The organism is Halorubrum sp. AJ67 (assembly GCF_000513435.1).
The window spans coordinates 250,365-268,372 of sequence record NZ_CBVY010000001.1; the positions used below are offsets into that span (position 1 = coordinate 250,365).

Below are 18,008 nucleotides of genomic sequence, written 5' to 3' on the forward strand. Positions count from 1 at the left end.
TACCCGACTCAGGAATGGTAGTACATATGGCAGACGGATCGAGCCGGTTCACTAGCGATCGGCGGACCCATGAAGAGGCATCTTGGGGCAACCAAGCGGATTGGGAAGCTGGTACCGTGGAAAACGTTGATGTGACGGAAGATGGGTTGGTGGGTCGTCTATCCACTCAAAATAATGAGACATCCAACAGCGTAGTCTACCGATGGACCGCTGATGACTTTGCCACCCCATGGACAGATGGTGTTTCATCGGTTGGGATGTCTGCCAATGGCCTCTCTCCCTCAACATTTAGCAATGGGGTCAAGTCCGTGGCCGGGGATGGTTCGGATGATTACGGGCTGGCGAATGGGCCAGAAACTATCCCCGAAAATGAAACGTTCGGGGTGGCCTTCACGGTTGAAACTGCTGATAAAACGGACCTATCTACTTGGTTCGCGTCGACTGATGGCGGTGGGTGTTTTGCGTTGTATCAAGATGATGCTGTAGGCAGGTTGGGTGAACCGAACGTCCTTGTCAGAGATGGTAACGGCAATGAACTCAAAGTGGCGTGTAAGACTGGTATTGTAGACGGAGACGTCCATTTGGTGGTGATAAATAAGAGAGGGAATTCTGCATCGGAAATTGACTTCTATGTTGATGATATGACGAACGAGACTTCGTAAAATAATAGAAGGGATCAAGGATTTGACCACACGAAATATTCAGTCACAGTTGGTATGTCATTTTACGCCGAAAACTCCTTTGGGAGTATTCGTAGGCACATGAACTATCATGCTGGCTTTTTCGAATTCCGGGATGAACCATATGGTGAATCTGAGAGAAAAGCACTGAGAGCTGTTCGTCCCGAGGTCTGATGTCTGATGCTGGGATCTCCTACATACGTGACCAGAATGGCTAATACTGCGTGCTTGGAGGTTAGTGTATGGTAGATGAATCGAGTCGGTTCACGAGCGATCGGCGTACTCGAGAGGAGGCGTCTTGGGCTGCCCAAGCAGACTGGGATGCTGGCACTGTCGAGAACGTTGATGTTACGGTTAGTGGGTTAGTGGCTGACCCTCCTGTTCAAGCTGGTGAGGTGCCCGACAGCGGGGTCGGGAGGTGGAACTTCGACAGTGGGGGTGATGTCTCTGTCTCGATCGACAGCTGGAATGATAATGACGCAACGAATCACGGGGCAACGTGGTCCTCGGATTCCGCCGTGGGGGATTTCAGCACCTACTACGATGGATCGTCCTACCAGAACCATGGAATCGAGATTCCCTCTGAGATTGAGTTCACACTTACCTCGTGGTTTAAAGCAGACAATCTGGAGGGACAGCAGTTCATAAACAACCTGAAAGGATACGGACAGCCCGCCCTCAGAAAGGCCTCTGAAGAGTTCGGTGTCCAGTATCACGATTCCGTTGACGGGTGGAAAAATAACGTAATGACGGGTACAGCTGGTCAGTGGCTGTTTGTAGCAGGGGCGTGGAACGAAGCGGAGGGGTATTGCCGTGTTTGGTTCTACGATGAGAACGGGAACAGGAGAACACAGGATGCGATTTTTAACGGGTTTTCAAACGACAAACACGCAGAGGGCGACATCGGCGCGAGTTATTCGCGCGCTGGGATTCAGTTCTGGGAGGGTCACATAGACGACCCGCGGGTCTACTTTAAAGAACTCTCCAGCACGGAAGTTGATAACCTCTACAACACGGGGAGAATCGACGGATGACTCTGTGCTACTCGATGGATGGGTTTTCGGTAGTGAGTTGGTCGGAGCATCTAACGCCGCTCTCTGGGGTGTGGGCTGTATGGTAGATGAATCGAGTCGGTTCACGAGCGATCGGCGTGGTCGCGGGGAGGCGTCTTGGGCGGATGAGGAGGACTGGAACGCTGGTGTCTCTGAGAACGTTGTTGTAGCTGGTGGGGGCCTTTCTCCACACTTTGCGGAGGGTGATGCACAGTACACTGTCTTCGACGATTTTGATGATGGTGTTTTTGACACCTCTATCTGGCGCAAAGTGATAGTCTCTGGTGGATCCGTCTCGGAACGGAACAACCAAATTGAGCTCAGAGGTGGCGGGCGAGGCGACAATAGGCCATATCTCCGAACAGCGGATGAAGTTCAAGACGGCCAAAATGGGAATCCGTGTTCACTCGACGCTATGATTGAGTTCGCGGGGGACAGACAGCAGATTGTGATTGCGCTGTTTTGGGATGGGACAGCCGTTGGAAAGTATGCCACTGCTGAAAACTCGATTGAGGTCCATTACAGCCAGGATGCCCAGGAGTGGCGCATCCAAATGAGGGAAGGGACCGAGTTCAGACGTGAAGTGCAGGTGCCGTTCAACTTTGGAAGCGGAGCGCGGCAAGTCGAGATAGATTTCAACGGTGACTTTAGCTCGTTTACTATCGACCTCGTCGTCGATGGAAGCTCTGTGCTTTCCCATTCGGATTCGTTTTCTCCAACAGCCTCATGTCCGTTTGTGGGGTTTGCACCTCGCGAATTCAGTGGGGGCATAAATATAGATTCGATAGGGTTTGACCGGTGACCTGTCGTGGCTTACTATCGGATCTGGTCGGGATGGATACTGTCGCGCCTGGTTGGAGCTTACCCGGTGTTGGCCGGAATGTATAACTCACAGTGGAAGGTACCTCGAGTATGACTGGGGAGAGCCGGTTCATTAGCGATCGGCGCGGTCGCGAGGAAGCATCTTGGGCGGATGAGGAGGACTGGAATGCGGGGGCTCCCGAGAACGTTGGCGTGACTGCTGATGGGTTGGTGGGCCGTGCTCCTACACAGGACGGTGAAGCACCCGATAGCGGTGTCTCGCGGTGGACGTTTGACAACGAAGACACGAGCGGTTCGGCCGCGATTGATAGTTGGGGAGGTAATGATGGTTCTATCTCTACAGGGGTTTCGACTGGTACCAGCGGCGCGAATCAGACATACGGTACAAACGAGGCGTATTATCTCAACGGTGACGGGGAAGTGAACTGTGGAACTATTACCGAAGTTCAAGGTTTGAACAGCATGACTCTCGCTGCGTGGGTAAAATACGATTCAATACGGTCGTTTAATTCATCCATCGCCATGCACACGCAGAATGATGATGGATGGGGGTTCACGCACAGTGACAATTCTAGCATCCGCTTCCGGTGTGAAACTAATGGTTCACATGCTAGCTCAAGGACTGTATCAATAAATCTTGGTCAATGGTATCACGCGGTTGGTGTATTCGATGACAACGAAGGTAGGATGTATCTCAATGGCACTCTTGCGGCTGGACCGGATGTGTCAAATGATATTACTGTGACGAGCGTCAACGACCCGTTCTGTATCGGGAATCAGAAGTACAGGTCGTCTCGTGACATACCGATGGGTGTTGATGACGTTCGTATCTACAGCAAGGCTCTCAGCGACACGGAAATTTTCAACCTTTACAACACAGGGAGAATCAATTGATACCGTTACACGTCAAGGTGTCTGGGTCGTTCATAGTGCGGGCTGTCGTTGACCCAAGGGATTATGCTCGGTTGTTGTGTACCCGTATTTACTGAAATTCGCCTCCACTACCTACAATGGCAACTAAATTCACTGGCCCACGCGATTACTGGGCAGACATCTTTCCGTTCGATAGTCCGTATCAGAAGCAGACGGTGGGGATCAACGAAGCCGTTGATACGCTCAAGGACAACGGCGTCTACCTTCTCGAGGGTGAGTGTGGAACGGGAAAGACGCTGATCGCGCTCACCGCCGGCCTCTCGCTCGTCCGCGACCGCAACACACGATTCAAGCGGGTGTTCGTGGTGACCTCGAAGAAACAGCAATTGCGGGCGTTCGAGGATGACTTAGCGGCCATCAACAGCAGGAACTCGTATTTCCGAGGGCTGACCCTCGTTGGGAAGGCCGACGTCTGTCCGTATGTCGATGCTGGCGAGATCGACCGGGCGGATCTGTACCATCGGTGTGACGAGCTGCGGGATAACACCGACCGTATGATGTCTGAAGTGGTGAACGATGGTGGGGCCGAGCGAAAAGCCGACGTCGGTGCGGGCTTGGCGTCTCGGGCGGAGGCAGGTGATCCGCGAACTGACTCGCTTGAGGCCGCTGGCGTCAAGTCTCCATACCGCAGTGAACTCCCAGAGTTCCTCGGTAAGGCGTACTGTCCGTTTTTCGCGAGGCACTTTGTCAACGACTTCACGGACCGGAAAGCGTTCGACGCTGGTGATGGGGTCACGCCGGAGGAGACGCTGCGGAATGGCGTTCAGGCGGGGACCTGCCCCCATGCGGCTATGAAACACGTTGTCGAGGAGTGTGAGGTCCTCATCGGGAACTACCAGCATATCTTAGACACGCTAACCGTCCAGGGGTTCACGGGTAAGTTGTTCACCAAGGACACGCTTGTCGTGATCGACGAGGCACACGAACTGGTCAGTCAGGCCCGCGATCAACTGTCGTACTCGGTGTCGATGGAGACGCTTGATTACGCGATACAGGACGTCGATATGGTTCTCAACTGGCTCGATGGAAAGGGCCACGGTGGGAAGGCTGCTCTCGTTCGGAGTACGGTCGAGAACGCAGAGTATACTCAGGAGGACATCAAGAGGCTGCGCTGGTTCCTCGAAAAAACGCGGAAGCTCTTCACGAGACGGACGGTCTCGCATCTGAAAGACGAGTTCGGAGAGGGGTGGCAGCGGTCCCTCTCTAATCGCACCCTGTCTGAAGTGTCCATCTCGGCTCACGAGGAGGTCCGCCCTGGAGAAGAGAGCGACATCCTCCGCGAGTGGATGGCTGAACACGGCGCGGAGGATGACTGGCACCGGATACTGTACCTCAGATTCTCTGTCGCGTACCTCCGCGAGAAGGTCCAGAAAAAGATCGACAAGGAGACGCCGAAGGGTGACTTCGCCATCGAGCAGGTCCGTGAGATGCTCCACCGCTGGCTGCTCGGGAACCACACCGAATACTACCGCGAAGTGAACCTCCACCCGAAGGACGTTCGCGACACCTCGCACTCAGGCGACCGGCCGTGGGAAGCGGAGTATGAGACGGAAATTCGCGTGAACAATTGTATCCCACAGGACGAGATTGCGGCGACTCTCGACGCCTTCGGTGGCGCGATCGTGATGTCGGCCACACTGGAACCGATTGATGTCTACCAGCAGGTGACTGGCATCTCGAAAATCGAACACGGCATCCAGCCCTTTGACTCACTCGTCACTAAAGCAGCGTCCCGGTTCAAGAACGTTCAGCGTAACCAGGGAAGCGCACGTGACGTCGACGCCGGCCTCGACGAGGATGATGACGAAGAGGAAGGGGATGACGGAGACAGCGAGGACGACGAGGAAGACGAGTCGTCCGATTGGGATCCGGAACGACGGAAGCGTCGGGTGACGACTGCGGTGTTCGACATGAACTTCCCAGCTGAGAACCGAGCGAGCTACGCGGTTGAACTCCCGAAATTCACGTACTCGAACCGGTGGCCGCCTGAGCAGAACGAACAACTCCGGGCGCAGTACCGAGACACGATCTCGGCGGTGGTGAACACGACGCCGGGGAACGTTCTCGTGTTCATGCCCTCGTACGCTGAGGGTGAGTGGGCGGCCGAGGTACTCCGCGACATGGACTCGGTCACGAAACCGATCCTCGTCGACGAGAGTAGTTCGGACGCGGAAACGGAAGCCCTCAAGCGGGAGTTCGTCACTGGCGAGCCGAAGGTGCTGACTACCAGCCTCCGGGGGACGCTCACGGAGGGCGTCGACTTCTCGGGCGACCAGCTCCACGGGGCGGTCATCTGTGGTGTGCCGATCACGAATACAGGGAGCGAGGTAGCGACGGCGATCCAAGACGCATACGCTGAACGCTTCGGAAACTGGAACGGCTTCAACTATGCGTTCACCGTGCCTGCGGTTCGGAAGACGCGCCAGGCGTTGGGGCGAGTGATCCGAGGGACGGAAGACGTCGGGGTTCGCGTCCTCGCAGATGGCCGCTATACTGAGTCGGCTGGCCGATCGAGTGTACTGCGGCACTTCCCGGAGCACGCCCGTGATGAGTTCGAGTCGGTCTCTGGTGGAGAGTTGGGTGATCGTCTGGCCGAGTTCTGGAGGGGCCGACGCGAGTAGATCGGTATACTACCACTGAGGGATGATGGGTAGAATCTCTGGATTGGGGCCACCTTGGCGATAGATATATGATATACTGCCGTGTTCGTTGATCCATGTCAAGAAATCCATCCCATTTCATTAGCGATCGGCGTGGGGCTAGGGAAGCTTCGTGGGGGGGTGAAGCTGATTGGGCCACTGGCACTGCTGAGAATGTTGCTGTTGTTGATGGTGTATTGGTCGGTCAAGCTCCAACTCAATCTCGACAAATATCTGGGGATGTGGAATTGTACAACGAAGGTGCGAATGAGGATAATTGGAGGTATGGCGGTACAGAGGGAGATCCAAATACGCCTCTTGGCGGGACACTGACGAAAGAAACAGACCACCTGTTCGCGGATGCGGATCCGAACCCAGATGGTTTTAATGCTGTCTCGTGGGTCTATGACGACGTAATCGACTTCGGAGGCTACCGCGAAATTGTCGTCGAGTCAGCCTCTCAAGAAAACGAGGGATTTGTGGCGGTTGTTCTCTCCACAAAAAAGTACGTTGACATTGAGGAATTCTATAGAACTGGTGGCTCAGATAATCACTCCGGGCCGTACCCTCGTAAAACAGAAACCCTCGATGTCTCAGACGTTTCTAATGAATACTACGTCCATTTGATGGCTAGAGATAACGTGATTAGTAGTGATGGGTACGATGATTCACGTCGGTCTGAGGCTGAGTTCTATTACGTCGGGTTGAATATTTGAATCGGTTGTCCTGCCCTGAGAAACCTCTTAGAAAGAACTATTTGTAGAGGAAGTCGGCACCTGTTCCGACCCTTTCCTCAGCAGCATCAAGCCACGTCTGGTATTGGTGGGAGCCCATCGATCCACGTGTCTCATCCCACGCAGCGATGAACTTCTGGGCGACGTCGTCTGGGTCATCTGGATCGGCATTCAGCCGCTCAGGATTTTCAAGCGCCGAAACGGTGTATTCCATGTTACGCCGCGCCATCAACTCGCGGAGGACGTGGGTCCGTTCTCCATGCTCGACGATCGCTTTAATGATCGGGTCGCTTGGTGAGGCTGGGGTGAGGTCACCGAACGCGTGCCAGTACTCTGCCAGCGGGTTGTCCTCCCAGTGGGCATCGGTAAAGCGAGATAACAAGCTCTTGTAGCTGGCTACCACAGCGTCACTGTCTTGCGTTCCGAGTTCGACTTCACCATCCTGAATGCTCTGAAGACATAACAGAGTGCCAAAGAGAATCTCATCCATTTCTCGAGGCGTGTTGATCGACAAGGTCCCCCCACCCACTTCCGTAAGCCGGAGCTCTGTAACACGACTGATGAGGTCGTTTAAAACGGACACCGTGTCGTGAATGTCGTTCTCTCTGTAATCTTGGTTCGGGTCGCCTCGGGCATTCTGCCAACTGTCTCTGTTGCTTTTGAGTACCCATTCTAACATTCCGAGTTCGCTGTTGCTCAGATTGACTTCTGGGTACTCGAATTCCACCGGTGATGGTGTAGTGTGTATCATTGTTGGTTGCGGGTGATTGAGGTTTTCACTGAGGTCCAGTGATCATTTCGATTTCAGTGTAATGCTCTGAAGCGGCCTTTCCAGTTTCTTTGTGGATGTGGCCCGCTACTTCAGGCAGACTGTCTAGTCCGATCGTGTCTACGACTCGCCAGGTTCCTATCTCGGGGTTAAAATTGGTGAAGATGACGGAATGTTCTCCATCAGGCGATAGCTCCATGACAGCAACCGCTACGATTCCCGCCTCCGGGTTTCCCCAGATCGCCGTCGCATCCCCAAGTTGCGGCCAAGCCTTGAGAGAGTCGTAATCCTCAGGTGAGAGTGCCCGGTGACGGATGCAGAGTTTCGTTTGGAACCCCGGAGGCGCTTGGAACTGGACTTGGTGACCGAACATGGAGTGGGGACTCGGAACTTGCCTTTCTGCCTCGGCTGCCATGTCGTCGGTGAACTGTTCCGTCACCTGATCGTTGTGGAAGTATTGATCGATGTCTTCATAGGTGGCTGATAAGAGGGTCCAAGATGCTCCGTCAAATGTAGCTGCGCTCATCTGCCCTTCATGCTCAAAGTAGATGCTGGTGCAGCGGCCTGCCTCATCCTGATGTAATGGAGCAACGAATCCACATTGGCGAGGTGGGCGCATCAGGTCAAATGTTTCTTCAACGGTGATCGCCCTGTCTGGCAGGGCGTTTGTTACTTTTTCCACAATTGTGATTTTCGGAGAGGTGTATTAGTTCTTCCTGCCATTTCGTAGGGGGAGCACCGGCGTGAACGCCGGGGAGGATGTCACTAGATCGTCGACGATAGCGTCTCGAGGAGGCTTTCGCGAGTTGCTTCACACCTCTTGTCGATCTGATCACCGTATCGCTCGCCGAACAGTTGGATCTCCTCGTCGTCGGTGATACGGATATCGACGAAATGCGCCGCAGAGCCGTTCGTAAGGCGGAGGTAGTTGTCGTACAGGTACGTGGACATGTACTGATTGTATTCGTCGTCGAGCCATGCTTTGACGTCGGTGATGTCGGGTGTTGAATCGCTCATGGGTTATTTTACTCAGTCGCGCCGCATCCACTTCGGCGGCTAAAAACCACCATCAGATCGCCCCCTGTGAATACAGCCTCGCTGCTTCTTCGCTGGTGATCTCCTTCGCGTAGATCTGGATGTTCTTCATGAAGCCGTGTAGTGGGGCTCGGTGGTCGGTGCGTGTCTCTCCCCAGGAACTGCCAATAGTCACGTTGGGGCGTGACGAGTCGCTGAACCCGGTCTGCGAAGTCGTGATACTGCCTTCGTATTCACCATCCAGATAGAGTGTGTAGGTGGATCCGGATCTGGATAGCGTCACGAGATACCACCGCTGGGTCTCGATCGGCTTGGAGAGCGTGAAGAACTCGATTCCATCATACCATCGTATCCGTCCGCTGCCCTCTCGATCGTATGTGATCCCGGCTCCTCGGTCCTCAGTGTCGTAATTGCCGAAGAACCAGGTCTCCTGTTGCTTCTCGAAGCGAATCAACTGCGAGACGGTGTACGCCGCGTCGAGCTGGAGAGACTCGACTGACCCGAGTACCACATGGCCGGTTGACCCATCGAATTGGTACGCCGGTCCCACATCCGTCTCGACGTTTGGTTGAACGCCGCCGTAGATCGCACCGTCGTTGTCTCCCCATGTGTCGAGGGCGGTCGTTCCATCGGTGTCCTCTGGTGAGAGCGTCCACCGCGCTACGCCGGCTTCCGGCTTCATCGTCGGATCAACGACGATCCCTCCATCTCGGATCACGACCCCCGACTTGGAGTGGGCCTCGTCACCCCAGTTGCTGTTATCCCACTGAGGGGGTGGCGTCCCGGATCCGACCCGCTTCCGTTTGGTCCGGAAGAAGGGCGTCTTTGAGCTCATCAATTGCTGTATGAGACTCTCTTCGTAGTGATAATACTTCTGCCTACAGCGTAACCGGGAGGAGCGCCGCGACGTGAATCGTGTTTATTACGGTGACAAGCGACCACGTCGCTGCGAGGCCGAGCGGGACGGCGGGCCGCTTTTCAGCTGATAGCTTGGCGGCAAACAGGAGTGCCCCGGCGAGGATAGCGATCTTGAACAGGGTGAATCCCGCCCAGCCCGCGGCCTCGAGGAGCAACACGATCAGGTGGTTGCCTTCTTCGAGCCCTAACTGGAGACCGATACGGGTGGTCACAAGGTCGCCGAGACCCGTTAGGACGGCGAGCCCCCACCAGAGATCCATCTTCGGCTTGTCCATCTCTCCCGCCCGGCTGACTTCTACGACAGTGCTCATTTCTATCTCACTCACCTCACTCGTGAGCTACAAACCCACCTCTCCAGACAGACTCTCTCTTCTCCCTTGACTCTACTGGCGTCTTGTCAATCGTTACAACGCAGTCCGTGGAACAGTTGACAAGACGACTACTCTAACGTCTGCTGTGTGTGGGTTCGATCTGCCGACTCGTTGCTGGCGATCGCGGGCGATGAGGCGTAATCGTCGGTGGTTCCCGGTAGCGTTTGCTGAGTAGGGGTGGCTCGGGCGGCTCGTTCTTTGGCTTCCTCGACGTTAGCTTGGACTGCTGGCGAAAGCGTGTAGCACGGGTCGCCACACGATTCACAGAGGGTCTGCTGGGATGCGTCAGCACTCGCAGTCAGATCGCGGAGTTCTTTCGACGAGAGCCCACCGTGGCCGATGTACGATGTGGGCTCTGTCTGCCCTTTGAGGATCGCCGTCTCGGCGTCGACGCTGACGACCTCCTGAAAGATGGTCGGGTAGTGTTCTTTGAGTACCGACAAGCGCATGGGGTACGGGCGGGTCTCCTCCCGGAGTGACTCGACTTGGTTGGCTACCTTCGGGTGGGTCTCTTCGAGAATCATCACACGGCCGCGATACTCCTGAACGCGCTGCTCGACGTTTAGCAGCCATGCCGCGAAATCGGGGTACTCCGATTCGATCATGATCAGCTCTTCCTGGCGGTTCCCGTAGGCGAGACACTGACAATCCCCACTTCGGTGGATCTTCGCTGATACGGGGTTCTGGGGAAGGCCGTGTTCTTCGCGATATCGCGTTATCCAGTCGTCGGACTTCTCGATCAGCGGGGAGATCCAATACCCGGTGAAGTTCCCAGAATTAGATGTTGATTCGTATTGGACCTCTGCTTCGATGTTTTGCATTCGACGGTCCGATTCGAGCTTCCGTACACCGGAGAGGTACTTCACGTTGCCGTGCTTCTTACGGTAGAAATAGCCCAGCTGTCGCCCCTTGAAGTAGTTGTATGTCATCGTGTGCTGCGAGGGGCCAGCAAAGCCATAGCGATACGCGAACGTGTCTAACTGCATCGGAGACGAGATTATGAGAAGCGGCCAGCAGAAGGTCTCACAGACCCCGCGAACGTAATCGAGATTCTCCGGGATAGAGGAGTTTGTTTCGAGGTGGATAACGAAGTCAGCCCAACCCTGCTCCATCGCGAGGTGGGTAAGCGCAAGTGAATCGTCGCCGCCGCTGAAGAGGACGGCGTCTGTCTTTTCACCCCGTCCGTTCGGGACTTCGAGGATCCGGTCAGATTCAAGGATGCCGAGCGGCTCTGACTGTGGCTGTGGCTTCGTAATCGTGTCTGAGTGGATTGCTTCGGGCGGTGGTGCAATCCCGTATCCTTCCATTTCAATCATTAGTCTTCTACTCCATGCGAGCCGTATAAACCTACTTTTGGCGGGGGTGGTTTATATGCTAAAATTGCTAATTTGGTGTTTCTTTATATAGGGGTATATATATGAAGACGGGGAAGGTATTTAACCCTATGATGATACGATCAGAGTATGTCTGATGACGACATGCTAAACGAGGTGACGGTCTGCTTCACAAATGGTGATGAACTCAACGTTGACGCTGTAGTTCGGCTGGTTGGTGCGGAGTGGCTTACAGCAGAAATCGTCCAGCCGTCGGATGATGGAGAAGACGGTTCGATGGATTTTGAGTACGTCGCTCTTCGAGCGGACGATGTGCGATACATCAGAAGCGATCGGGTCACCCCTGCTGGCCAAAACGGAACGAACTTCCGAGTTCATCACACTCACGGGTATGAGGGTGAAGAGCCGGATATCATGTTCGAGGCTTGGATCGGGCAGCACCAACTTCACCCCGACGACGATCCAAGCGCCTACCAAGGCTCTGAGCAAAAATGGCCCCCGGATGGTGCCGATCCACGGTACCCAGGTGAGGCACAACCCTAATAATAGGGTCTGCCTAGATAACTTGAACCGCGGTAAGGGCGTTTCACGCCGCCGCTTGAGCGAGCTCTTCTTCGAAGTCCTCGAAGCCAGTATCGGAGAGTGCCTCCTTGTTGTCGGTGATCGTCAGCAGTTCAGCGTGGGTGAAGTAGTGGTGGCTGAGTCCGCAGCTGTTGCTGAGAAGCTTCACGTCGAACCCGTCGTGGTTGTGGAGCTTCTCGAAGAGATCGACCCAGAGCCTCTTTATCCGGTCTGATCGGTGGTAGCCGAGGCCGCTGGCTTTCAGTTGTGCTTCGCCGATGTCGTGGAAGTCAGGGACTCCGTGTTCCTCTTTGGCGAGTTCGTGCTGTCGATCTGCCTCGCACCAGAAGTGGATCTGTCCCCGTCCGATCTCGATGAGTTCCTGCTGCTCTGGTTGCTCTTTGAGCCACTCGTTGGCTTCTTCGGCTTGCGATTCGTCGATCAGTTTGAAGTTGATGTATGCTCCCATGGTTGTGGTGGGGTGGTGGTTGTGTGGGTGTCTCTGCTGGTGGTTGCTAGTCGTCGAGGTCGTACGATTCGATGATCTCTCCTTGTGAGTTCACGGCGTAATCAAGGTAGACGTCCCCCTCCGAGTTCTCGGCGGGTGTGTGAACGAGAGCGACGTAACAGAGGATGGCGTCGACGCAGCGGGCGTTGCCGGAGAAGACGTAGTCGCGGACCTTCCAATCGACGGTGTAGCCGAGGACAGTCTTCGTCGTCTGAATCATCGGGGCGATGGTGTCTCCGATGTCGTGAAGGATGTCTTCTGGCTCAACCGTAGCTGAGTAGGTGGTGCCGCGATAGTCGAAGGTGTGGTCACCGACGACCGACGAGGCGGATCCTGCTTCGAGTATCGGGCCACCTCGGGGGTAGAACTCGCGTCCACACGTGGTGTGGAATATGTGCTTCCCTCGGTCACGGTTGAACTGGTACTCGCCGACTTCGTAGTCGGTGTAGGTTTCGAGAGCGTCGAGAACCGCCTCAGTCTTCGCGAGGGCGGTTTCGTTCTCTTCGGGCATGGAGAACCCTCGGACGTTCTGGTACACGTCTGCTGGCGGTTCCTCGTCCGTCCTGTCGCCTTTGATGCCCCAGAGGTCCTTGATGAACGCACCGCGGGGGCCGGTGACGAGGACGGTATCGTTCTCACAGAGGATGACGTGGGTCTTGTCGTGATCAATTCGCCCGGAACCGTTGGCGAGTCGGACGAGTCCTCGTAGCATGTTCTGCTCGATGCCGTACCCAATCCCGGTCGCCGTCGTTGTCCAGGTGTTGATGATGGGCCCGAAGTCCGAGAATCGGCTGTAGTAGTCCGGGATCTCGATCTCTTCGACGCCGTAAGACTCGATGTACGCACCGACGCCTTCCACTACTGCGTTCGCGGGGAGTTCCCCATGTGGTGGCCGTTCCGTATCGACGCCGGCTGGCGAAGTTAGCGTGTCGCCTTTGACGTATCTCGTCTTGCCGTCGGTGTCGAACAGCCCCCAGACGATGCCGGGAATGTCGGGGAGATCCGCCTTCTTCGGAAGTGCGTACTGTTCGGGGTTCTCGATCGTCGGCGGCCTCGGCTGGTCTGGTTGCTCCACGTCGTCAGTTCCCGGTAGTTTTGCTTGCATGATTACGCACTGGCGGTGTCGGCGTTGTTGATGGGTTCGATGACGGTTTCGCCGTAGGAGATGCTTCCACGAGTACGCATCCCATTGAGGTGAAGCTGGACATCGTGAGCGGTCCTGCCCGGTCCCCGCATGTGGTTCGTCTGTTCTGTGTCGTTCTTCATGGAGACGGAGAGCTCGTACGTTCCAGCGATTTGATCGTGGGTGGGTCTCCCCGCGACGGTCACCGACGGGCCGAAGAATCGGTAGATGGCCGTGTCGTAGTCTTTCGTCACATGGAATTCGAGGCCGCCGCACTTGTCTTCGACCGGGAAGTCTTCGGGGATGCCCGGCCCTCGAGACGACTCATACAGCGGGTGGCCGTGATAGCACGCTATCGAGTGATCGAAGTGGGAAACAACTGCGGGGTCGTCGTCCGACTCCATGTCAGATTTGTAGACGGGCCACCCGTTGAACGCGAGCTTGTTGGCCTCGGTAGGGAGTTTCTCGAGGACCTGCTTGGCCTTCGCCTCGCTACCTGCTTCGACCTCCACGATCGTGGAGACGGTCGTCGTGTTCGGGGTGAACGACTCGACATCTGGCCTCGGCTGATCGATGCGGCGTCTCTGCGTAGCTTCTGAATCCATACTCTACCCCAGACGGTAGCTACAAACTCTACTCGATGGGTCTGGTTGCTGTGCCCGTCACCACAGTGGATTTTTTCGCGTCGGGGCTACGGGTGTTCGATCGACTTGTCCAACTTGTTGAGTTCCTCCTCGAGGAGGGTTTCAACGTTGATGACGGTCTCTACGCTGCTTGGGTTGATGTAGCCTTCAGTCGGGCCATCGAAGTAGAACACGTATTCATCAGGCTCGAATCCGCTGATGTTGGCGATTCGCTCTGGGATGTCTGTTAGCTCCCGGAGAATCGTGGCTCCGATCGTGCCTTCGGTAGGATATGCGCGACCCCCAACCACGTAACTTCCGTCTTCTTTGGGGACGATGATGTAGTTTGGTGTGGCCATGACGCTCAGTTGGTGTCGCCTCGGCAAAAATTAATGGGGTGTTAAACTCGTCACCGTATTGGTGGTTCTATGGGGAATTCTCTGTGGTTGGGCTGGCTCACTTGGTGATCCGTGTCCCGTTTTTCGTATCGATGAGGTACGTGTGGCGGTGCGTGTCGATATCCGGGTTGTCGTGACATGACTTGCAGTACCAAAATTCTTCCTGGGGCCGGTGAGTGAACGAAGAGTGCCCGTTCGGACAGCGCGTTCGCCACAGTTCTGTGAGACTCTTCATCCGCTGGGCGGTGTCCTGTGACGGGGTGGGGTCGCGTTTGCTCACGCTGGTTGTTTGAGGGAGTCCACGCCGGTTTCGTAATCGGCCTGTTCAAGCAGTAGCTCAGGCGTTTGGATTTGGAACTCCCAGTGGCTCACCTGCTCGACGTGCCAAGCGAGCGCGTCGTGTTCGTAGCCATCTGGGATCCGAGCGAACTGGTCGTCTTCGCCGAGCTTGCTTTCGATGATGTGTTCCGGGGGGTTGAGGTGGTATTCGACTCGGGATTCGATCGAGTTCCGCCAGCTGGGGGCGTTCGAGGGGATGTCCTCATCGCGAGGGACGAGATTCGTGTAGACTGGCTTGTCCTGGTGGGTGTCGACGATCGCACAGATCATCGGGTGATCGACCTTTCGGGCGTTCTGTGAATGCGTCCCGCTCGTCAGGCTGTGGGTCCTCCGGATCTGATTCCCGATTGCGTTTCTGTTTCCAATTCCGCCGTATCGACCGAAGATGTAGAGTTTCGCCTCTCTGAGCGTCTGGAAGGCTTTTCGCCCTTCCTGGTGGCCACCTGCTGAGTGATAGGTGTCGATGACGGGGAGGTTGATCTCTGCTTGGAGGGCGTCGAGCCGATCATCGAGGTCGAACGAGAGGGCGACGTCGTGGTCGACTTGGTACTCTGTTAGCACACGGAACCGGCAGTCGTCCCGTGGGCAGTGATTAGCGACGTAATAATCGAGGACGGGGTGGTCGGTATGCTCTCGGGTCTCGAGAGTAACGCTGTCTCCGTGCCTCTTGTGGGTGAACTTATTTCTCGACATCTATCATCACTCTATCCGCATTCGGTGTCTAAAAACACTCCCTCTCGGCGCGTGAGTTGGACATCGGGCTACTCGTCAGGTCGTGAAACGCTGACGCCAGATTCCTCTGGTGACCATGTCTTCCCCCAGTAGTTACTCGAACTCACGTAGAACGTGAACTCGCCGTCTTCGTTTTCAGTAACCCGGTAGCGCCCGTGGCGGTTCTCAGCGATCACCTTGTAGACGCGATCGTCCCAGTCGGGGGTGGGTTCTGCCTTCTGGACCTCCATGCTGGTTTTCCGGCAGGAGACCTCGATCATATCCCCCGTCGAAAACTGCGAGAGATATGGATCAGACATTAGTTCTCGTCCGGGAGTGCGCGTTTTGCGTTCTGTAGTTCGCTGATGGCGTGTTCGATAGCGCCATGCTGAACCTCGAGTGATTCGTCTTCGAAGTCCGAGAGGAACGCCCGTGCGTTCCCCACGGCGGCTTCTGCTTCTGTGGTGTCGTTGGTGTCGGACATGGTTAGATCTGGGATGTGGTGTCTTCAGAGAGCGTTGTTAGGTCTGCGTTGGCTATTCGCTCGGTAGCGGTGAGACGGAGTCGTGGGCGGCCGATGTCGATGGGGACCTTCTCTGTCGTGATCAGGCCGGCGTCTTCAAGCGCGGACTTCGTTCGTGAGAAGGTTGCTTTTGAGGCCACGCCGACGTCTTCGCCCCACCGAGAAATATCGTACAAGAGGACTTCGTTCCGGGCGGCGAGCAGAAGTGCGACCTCAACGACATCGAGGTACTCGTTCGTGTTGGAGATCTCTTCGGCGTGGGCGAGCACTTCTTCGAACTCGTCGGCAGTGTCGTCACCGATCTCTTCGCGAAGGGTAGCCTTCACCTCCGAAAGTGCTGGTGTCCGGAGATTGTAGGATTCGGCGGCTTCGAAGGTGGCCTCGAATTCTGTATACAGCGAGGTTGCGATGTCTTCGTCTGATCCCGTGACGGTGTGGCCGCTCATGAGTGGCACGACGACCTCGGATTCGGTTGTGAGGATGGCATTTTGGACGGGTTCGTCGAGTATCCGAATGTCGAGCCGCCCCTGATCGACCAGTTCGGCGATCTTCGAGGCCGTGATGAAGTCAAAGAGCGCGTCCTTGATTTGACTCTCATCAGCCAGAAGGTGAACCACCTGCTCATCCCCATCGGCGTTCATGTCTTCGGCGAGCGTGGCGATCTGCTCTGAATGGAGGTTGACACACAACGCTGGGGTATCGCTTTTCGGGAGTGCCTGTGAGATGCTCTGTTGTTGGCTCATGTTTCTGTAATCTTGCTGAGGGAGCACTTAATGGATTTGGTGCCTGCCTTGTGTTGTGAAAATGGGCTGTTATCGGTTCTCGCCGTTCCAGATCTCGATGCTCGGCTCAGAGTGAAGCAACTCGAAAGGTGTTGCGTGGATGTCCAGTGAATCGCATTCTGCGGGAGTGCGTTCTGGATCTTCTTCAGATTCGATGCGTTCGGTTAGATCGGAGAGTTCGGTTGATGAGACGTAGCCAGCTGTGACAATACGGATGTCGAGGTCGCTTCCGCCGGGGGTGGCGACCCCGCGTGCGAATGACCCGGTAATATGTATCGAGTCGACACTGGTCGAGAGTTCGTCTTGGGTCACATGGACGAGGCGATGGCAAAGGCGGTCGAGTTCACGTTCGTCAAGGCTGTCGACACCAACTCCGCTGTTGTGGTCTTCCATTCCGGTGGTAGTTGTGAGAGTGGTGGGCCGCCCTGACATCAGGACGGTTTCTGTTATGTTATCCTCGTGTATTCGCTTGCAGAGACCAGTACCGACATTAGCGACATCTGGTGCGATCGCGAAGATCGGTTGGCTGTGGTTCTGAAGGAAGTCACTTGTTCGAATCTGCGAGCCTGTCGCAGACCGTCATAAACCGGAACTTCGCATCAGTGTATGCCTCGCTTGAGATGTGTTTGTCGTCGTCTCCCTCTAGCGTTTCGTCGTAGGTCCCGGCTTTGATGAGCGAGTCCAGTGCCCTCGTGATCGAGTCGTACTGAGAGGTGAGCATGTCGGGTTCGGGCGTCTGGTTCATACCCCGTCAGTTGATACAGGGGGTATTGATGTTTTCGAATGTGTTCCTGAACTATCAATTGTTTCGATACTGGTGTGGTCTCTTGGTCGCCCTATACCGTCGGGTTGTCTTTCATGTATTCCTTCGCGTAGTCGAGCGCGGCGTCCTCGTCATCGAAGAAGTGGGTGTTCAGCCCCTCTTCGTCGAGCGGATGTTGGACGGCGAACTCGCCTTCGGCGGTGGCCTCGACGTCGGTCCCTTCCGTGCGGTAGACGAGGACTTCGTTGTTGAGACGTGCTTCTGTGTTCTCCCAGCCGCGGATGATGTTTCGGTAGCCGTTGCCCGTCAGGTGCTCGCTCGGCATTTCAGTCCAGTTTTCCATGATGTGTGGTCTTGGGGGCAGAGTTCACGAAGAGCGTGACTAACACG

25 protein-coding genes are annotated in these 18,008 nt (G+C 55.7%); 7 read left to right on the plus strand and 18 right to left on the minus strand.

Annotated elements, in window-relative coordinates; all coding sequences use genetic code 11:
• Positions 1-26 precede the first annotated feature (26 nt).
• The 6 genes from BN903_RS16220 (at position 27) to BN903_RS16230 (ending at position 6,842) form a co-directional block, all read left to right on the plus strand.
• On the plus strand, positions 27-662 hold the full coding sequence (locus tag BN903_RS16220) for a hypothetical protein (protein WP_154017970.1): 636 nt from the start codon (positions 27-29) through the stop codon (positions 660-662).
• Positions 663-922: 260 nt separating this feature from the next.
• Positions 923-1,714, plus strand: a complete 792-nt coding sequence (locus tag BN903_RS01310) for a LamG-like jellyroll fold domain-containing protein (RefSeq protein WP_079890531.1) — start codon at positions 923-925, stop codon at positions 1,712-1,714.
• Positions 1,715-1,793: 79 nt separating this feature from the next.
• The gene (locus tag BN903_RS16225; RefSeq protein ID WP_154017971.1) at positions 1,794-2,534 is read left to right on the plus strand and encodes a hypothetical protein; all 741 of its coding nucleotides are present in this window, start codon (positions 1,794-1,796) and stop codon (positions 2,532-2,534) included.
• A 110-nt stretch (positions 2,535-2,644) separates the two neighbouring features.
• A complete protein-coding gene (locus BN903_RS15420; RefSeq protein WP_079890532.1) occupies positions 2,645-3,448 on the plus strand; it encodes a LamG domain-containing protein in 804 nt (267 codons plus the stop codon).
• Between the two features lie 116 nt (positions 3,449-3,564).
• Entirely contained in the window at positions 3,565-6,108 is a 2,544-nt protein-coding gene (locus BN903_RS15110) for an ATP-dependent DNA helicase (RefSeq protein WP_052334882.1), read from the plus strand.
• 95 nt (positions 6,109-6,203) lie between these two features.
• On the plus strand, positions 6,204-6,842 hold the full coding sequence (locus BN903_RS16230; protein ID WP_154017972.1) for a hypothetical protein: 639 nt from the start codon (positions 6,204-6,206) through the stop codon (positions 6,840-6,842).
• Positions 6,843-6,879: 37 nt separating this feature from the next.
• Here BN903_RS16230 and BN903_RS01330 read toward each other — a convergent pair whose 3' ends face one another.
• The 6 genes from BN903_RS01330 to BN903_RS01355 form a co-directional block, all read right to left on the minus strand.
• Positions 6,880-7,611 (minus strand): hypothetical protein, encoded by a 732-nt coding sequence (locus BN903_RS01330; RefSeq protein WP_154017973.1) that lies wholly within the window; start codon positions 7,609-7,611, stop codon positions 6,880-6,882.
• 25 nt (positions 7,612-7,636) lie between these two features.
• Positions 7,637-8,311, minus strand: a complete 675-nt coding sequence (locus BN903_RS01335) for a hypothetical protein (protein WP_154017974.1) — start codon at positions 8,309-8,311, stop codon at positions 7,637-7,639.
• A gap of 83 nt (positions 8,312-8,394) precedes the next feature.
• Positions 8,395-8,646, minus strand: coding sequence for a hypothetical protein (locus BN903_RS01340; RefSeq protein WP_048075989.1), 252 nt, complete (start codon positions 8,644-8,646; stop codon positions 8,395-8,397).
• Positions 8,647-8,698: 52 nt separating this feature from the next.
• Positions 8,699-9,499 carry a LamG-like jellyroll fold domain-containing protein gene (locus tag BN903_RS01345; protein WP_048075990.1) on the minus strand — a complete coding sequence of 267 codons (801 nt, stop codon included), beginning with the start codon at positions 9,497-9,499 and terminating at the stop codon, positions 8,699-8,701.
• 43 nt (positions 9,500-9,542) lie between these two features.
• A complete protein-coding gene (locus BN903_RS15115) occupies positions 9,543-9,893 on the minus strand; it encodes a DUF5658 family protein (protein WP_052334883.1) in 351 nt (116 codons plus the stop codon).
• A gap of 128 nt (positions 9,894-10,021) precedes the next feature.
• Positions 10,022-11,269: a phosphoadenosine phosphosulfate reductase family protein gene (locus BN903_RS01355; RefSeq protein ID WP_048075991.1), complete on the minus strand. Its 1,248-nt coding sequence runs from the start codon at positions 11,267-11,269 to the stop codon at positions 10,022-10,024.
• A 147-nt stretch (positions 11,270-11,416) separates the two neighbouring features.
• On the opposite strand from BN903_RS01355, the gene BN903_RS01360 reads away from it, so the two are divergent.
• The gene (locus tag BN903_RS01360) at positions 11,417-11,830 is read left to right on the plus strand and encodes a hypothetical protein (protein ID WP_048075992.1); all 414 of its coding nucleotides are present in this window, start codon (positions 11,417-11,419) and stop codon (positions 11,828-11,830) included.
• A gap of 43 nt (positions 11,831-11,873) precedes the next feature.
• Here BN903_RS01360 and BN903_RS01365 read toward each other — a convergent pair whose 3' ends face one another.
• The 12 genes from BN903_RS01365 to BN903_RS01415 all read right to left on the minus strand — a co-directional run bounded on the left by BN903_RS01365 (position 11,874) and on the right by BN903_RS01415 (position 17,961).
• The gene (locus tag BN903_RS01365; protein WP_048075993.1) at positions 11,874-12,317 is read right to left on the minus strand and encodes a hypothetical protein; all 444 of its coding nucleotides are present in this window, start codon (positions 12,315-12,317) and stop codon (positions 11,874-11,876) included.
• A gap of 46 nt (positions 12,318-12,363) precedes the next feature.
• Positions 12,364-13,461, minus strand: coding sequence for a hypothetical protein (locus BN903_RS01370; RefSeq protein WP_048075994.1), 1,098 nt, complete (start codon positions 13,459-13,461; stop codon positions 12,364-12,366).
• A gap of 2 nt (positions 13,462-13,463) precedes the next feature.
• Positions 13,464-14,084: a hypothetical protein gene (locus BN903_RS01375; protein WP_048075995.1), complete on the minus strand. Its 621-nt coding sequence runs from the start codon at positions 14,082-14,084 to the stop codon at positions 13,464-13,466.
• A gap of 86 nt (positions 14,085-14,170) precedes the next feature.
• Entirely contained in the window at positions 14,171-14,461 is a 291-nt protein-coding gene (locus tag BN903_RS01380) for a hypothetical protein (RefSeq protein WP_048075996.1), read from the minus strand.
• A 97-nt stretch (positions 14,462-14,558) separates the two neighbouring features.
• Positions 14,559-14,780, minus strand: coding sequence for a hypothetical protein (locus tag BN903_RS17060; RefSeq protein WP_048075997.1), 222 nt, complete (start codon positions 14,778-14,780; stop codon positions 14,559-14,561).
• Positions 14,777-15,532 carry a hypothetical protein gene (locus BN903_RS01390; protein WP_154017975.1) on the minus strand — a complete coding sequence of 252 codons (756 nt, stop codon included), beginning with the start codon at positions 15,530-15,532 and terminating at the stop codon, positions 14,777-14,779. Before BN903_RS01390 ends, BN903_RS17060 begins: the two co-directional genes overlap by 4 nt.
• Before the next feature lie 68 nt (positions 15,533-15,600).
• Positions 15,601-15,870, minus strand: a complete 270-nt coding sequence (locus BN903_RS01395; RefSeq protein WP_154017976.1) for a hypothetical protein — start codon at positions 15,868-15,870, stop codon at positions 15,601-15,603.
• On the minus strand, positions 15,870-16,034 hold the full coding sequence (locus BN903_RS16235) for a hypothetical protein (protein ID WP_154017977.1): 165 nt from the start codon (positions 16,032-16,034) through the stop codon (positions 15,870-15,872). Before BN903_RS16235 ends, BN903_RS01395 begins: the two co-directional genes overlap by 1 nt.
• Before the next feature lie 2 nt (positions 16,035-16,036).
• Complete coding sequence (locus tag BN903_RS01400; RefSeq protein ID WP_048076000.1) at positions 16,037-16,816, minus strand: DUF5821 family protein; 780 nt, start codon at positions 16,814-16,816, stop codon at positions 16,037-16,039.
• 69 nt (positions 16,817-16,885) lie between these two features.
• The gene (locus BN903_RS01405; RefSeq protein WP_079890533.1) at positions 16,886-17,287 is read right to left on the minus strand and encodes a nucleotidyltransferase domain-containing protein; all 402 of its coding nucleotides are present in this window, start codon (positions 17,285-17,287) and stop codon (positions 16,886-16,888) included.
• 112 nt (positions 17,288-17,399) lie between these two features.
• Positions 17,400-17,600 carry a hypothetical protein gene (locus tag BN903_RS01410; RefSeq protein ID WP_048076002.1) on the minus strand — a complete coding sequence of 67 codons (201 nt, stop codon included), beginning with the start codon at positions 17,598-17,600 and terminating at the stop codon, positions 17,400-17,402.
• A 91-nt stretch (positions 17,601-17,691) separates the two neighbouring features.
• Positions 17,692-17,961 carry a hypothetical protein gene (locus BN903_RS01415; RefSeq protein ID WP_048076003.1) on the minus strand — a complete coding sequence of 90 codons (270 nt, stop codon included), beginning with the start codon at positions 17,959-17,961 and terminating at the stop codon, positions 17,692-17,694.
• Between the last annotated feature and the right edge of the window lie 47 nt (positions 17,962-18,008).